This is a genomic window from Motilimonas sp. E26 (assembly GCF_021278025.1).
In the GTDB taxonomy this organism is placed as follows: Bacteria; Pseudomonadota; Gammaproteobacteria; order Enterobacterales; family CBDFNC01; genus Motilimonas.
Map to the genome: position 1 here is coordinate 1 of NZ_JAIBHJ010000059.1, position 3309 is coordinate 3309.

The window sequence follows — 3309 nt, forward strand, 5'->3', positions numbered from 1 at the left end:
ACCTCGATAAGTAATGACGGAGTCATTATCAAGGCCCAGATTAAATTAGGAACAATGCGGAGAATTGAGCGCTTACGGTAAACCTTACGCAAATGGCTGATTAGCAATAAACGACATCCCCACAAATAGCGGCACACCGTACATCAACATGCCGTTAAGCTGCACGGCCTGTGTTTTTTGTGGGACCTGAGCTTGCTCAGGGAATAGTTATTTTTTTCGCTGAGCAAGCTCAGCTCCCACAACACTTATACAACAACCTGTTACAACAACCACAGTTTGCTTAATTCGGCATCACTAATACTTAAGCTCACGGTGTCTTTAACCGCTTCTGTCACCCGCAATTCACCTTGCATTAATTCATCACGGCGGAACCAATGTAGCTTGATCACGGCGCCCACTGAGTAGCTTTGCAGCTGTTGTTCAAATTGTGCGTTTACTTGTAGGTTATCGGCGGCAATTAATAAGTCGCCCGCGCTTAAACCGGCTTGATGCGCTGGGCTACCCTGACTCACGGTTAATACCCGCAAACCAAAACCTTCAGCCTTGGTGCGAGCGCCAAAGCCAATTTTGTCACCTTCTACCCCTGCGCCGCCTTGATCTGTGCTGCCTTTACTGCTGCGCAGTTCCATCTTGATGCCCACTTTGGCGAACAAATCTGCAAGGGGTAAATCATCGGTGTTACTCAGATATGTAAAGATGTCGTCGCAGTTGCGATTTAATAAGCCCTCAACAATGCGTTGATGGCTGGTCACATCCGTGCCCTTGCCGGTTAAGCCGTAGTCTTGCCACAGTTGGCGCATCACGTCGTCTAGGCTGTATTGGCCTTGGCTTTCGGTGCGCAGGGTCAGGTCTAAAAACAGCGCAAACAGCGAGCCCTTGGTGTAATAACTAACAATGGCGTTGGCGGCGTTTTCATCTTGTTTATAAAACTTAGTCCACGCGTTAAAGCTCGAGTCGTTCAGGCTTTGTTTAAAGCGGCCTTTGCCGCGATAAACGCGAGTGGCAATTTCACTGAGCATGGTCAAATATTGGCTTTGCTCGACACAGCCCGAGCGATAGGTAATAAAGTCATCATAGTAAGAAGTAATGCCTTCGTAGGCCCATAATTGTTGGGTGTAAGCCTCTTGCGACAAATCAAACGGGGTGAACTCCGCAGGCTTGATCCGTTTGACATTCCAACTGTGAAAATACTCATGGCTACACAGGGATAAATAAGTGCGGTAGCCTTTTTCCACCGGCGCATTAAGATCGCTCGCGGTGGGTAAATCACCCCGTGAACACATCAAGGCCGTTGAGGCTTTATGCTCTAAACCACCAAAACCATTGCCCAATACCGTGGTCATAAATACATAGCGTGCAAACGGCGCGGGCGTGCCAAACAAGCTTATTTGATATTCACAAATGGCTTTTAAATCTTGGCATAGGCGCGCCATATTGCAGCGATGCTTACCACTTAACACCACATCGTGTGGCACGCCAGCGGCGATAAAGGTATCGATGGTGAGATCGCCCATTTCTACCGGGTGGTCAATCAAGTCATCGTAATTAGGCGCACTGAATTCGCCAAAGCCAAATTGATCGCCGGCGGTGCGGGTCATGCTGGTCGCCACTTTCCAATCGGCCAGTTCGCTTAATGCTGGCGCAGCGATGGTCACGCTATGAGGAGTTTCTTCTAAGCCCTTCGCGGCTAAAAACACACAGCTGCCATTGAAAAAGCCGTGAGTGGTGTCTAAATGGGCGGTACGCACCGATAAGTCCCACGCATACACTTGATAGGTTAACTGAATTTGCCCTGCGTCATTATTCACTCGCCAAGTTTGCTTGTCTAACTGAGTTAAGGCTAATGGCTGTTGGTTGGCGTCTTGCACCTGAATATCAATCAGGTTTTTAGCAAAATCACGGATCATATAACTGCCCGGTAGCCATGCGGGTAAGTACAACACTTGTTGCGCTTGAGCTGCTTCAATGGTCAGGGTAACGGCAAATAAATGGGCTTTAGGATCAATAGCGTGAATATGGTAATGCATGAATACAACTCCGTTAGAAAACTCCGTATGGCAAGCATGCTGCCAAAAATAGCTAAGCGGTGCAATTAACGCTGAAAATGGCTCACGCCATGGCCTCTACCTAGCCATACCTCAATGCATTAGAATATGTGACAATAACGGCAACGCTTCCCAAGAGAGTAAACCAATGAAATTTAAAGCCGCAATTTTCGACATGGATGGTCTACTACTCGATACCGAGCGGGTGTGTATGCAGGTATTTCAGCAAGCTTGCGATGAAGTACAAGTACCGTTTGATAAAACCATCTACCTTTCCATCATCGGCCGTAATGCAACGGGCATTGAGCATATTTTGCGTAACTACTATGGCGATAACTACCCCGCCGTACATCAAGCTTGGCGTGAGCGCTATAACGCCATTGTGTTGCATCAGGCCATCCCAGTAAAAGACGGGGTGATTGAGTTGTTAGAATGGCTTAAGGCCAATCATATTCCTGCAACCGTTGCCACCTCGACGAAAAAAGATGTGGCGGGCATTAAGCTTAAATTGGCTCAGCTTGATCATTACTTCGACCATTTCACTACAGGCTGTGAGGTGGAGCATGGCAAACCGGCCCCTGATATTTACTTGCTCGCAGCCGAGCGATTAGGCATCGCACCCGAGCATTGTTTGGCGTTTGAAGACTCCAACAACGGCGTGCGCGCCGCAGTATCAGCCAATATGATCACTTTTCAAATTCCCGACCTAACCGAGCCAGACGCAGAGATTCTTGCCCTTGGTCATCACGTTTCGCCGTCGCTGCATCGGGTTTTGGCAATGTTGCAACAGCAAAGGTAGGAGCGGAAATTATTACGCGATAAAGCGTTGTTTACCTTAGATAAAACAATGTAAGTATTTTGGATATGTTTTAGGCGCCGTTTTGGGTGTTTTATCACCCCATTATGGAGCCTAAGAAACGTTAGTTTTAGAGGAAAGCGATTTGAGTATTAGGAATATTGGCAAGCCTATCTCTGAGGATGAGTCAATAAACTTCGAATTGCTTATTGATTTTAAAAGTATATTAGAAAAATTTTCAGAGTATTTTAATGATTTTGTTGAGCGAGAATCTGAAGACCCAGAACCAGATGAATACTTAAATGGAGTTTACTTGGAACTCAAGCATGCTGGATACCCTCGGTTAGAAAGAATTATTGATGAGCATTTGAATCTTTTTTGTAAATTAGTTTCTAGGGTCTGTTGATCTTTCGTGATTGTTTTTGCAGCGAATTGTTGGGTATTTATACAAGGCAGCGCTTTTGTGGT

General features: G+C 46.4%; 3 protein-coding genes. 2 read left to right on the forward strand and 1 reads right to left on the reverse strand.

The annotated features are described in order from the left end of the window. Positions 1-260: 260 nt before the first annotated feature. Entirely contained in the window at positions 261-2027 is a 1767-nt protein-coding gene (locus K1M91_RS21020) for a PDZ domain-containing protein (protein WP_232804215.1), read from the reverse strand. A 166-nt stretch (positions 2028-2193) separates the two neighbouring features. On the opposite strand from K1M91_RS21020, the gene K1M91_RS21025 reads away from it, so the two are divergent. After that, positions 2194-2844, forward strand: a complete 651-nt coding sequence (locus K1M91_RS21025; protein ID WP_232804216.1) for an HAD family phosphatase — start codon at positions 2194-2196, stop codon at positions 2842-2844. A 142-nt stretch (positions 2845-2986) separates the two neighbouring features. Beyond that, complete coding sequence (locus K1M91_RS21030) at positions 2987-3247, forward strand: hypothetical protein (protein WP_232804217.1); 261 nt, start codon at positions 2987-2989, stop codon at positions 3245-3247. The last annotated feature ends 62 nt before the right edge of the window (positions 3248-3309 follow it).

Bases quoted from the DNA above. Each gene is read 5' to 3' on its own strand.
- K1M91_RS21025 (WP_232804216.1), top strand. From the start codon at position 2,194: ATGAAATTTAAAGCCGCAATTTTCGACATGGATGGTCTACTACTCGAT.
- K1M91_RS21020 (WP_232804215.1), bottom strand. From the start codon at position 2,027: ATGCATTACCATATTCACGCTATTGATCCTAAAGCCCATTTATTTGCC.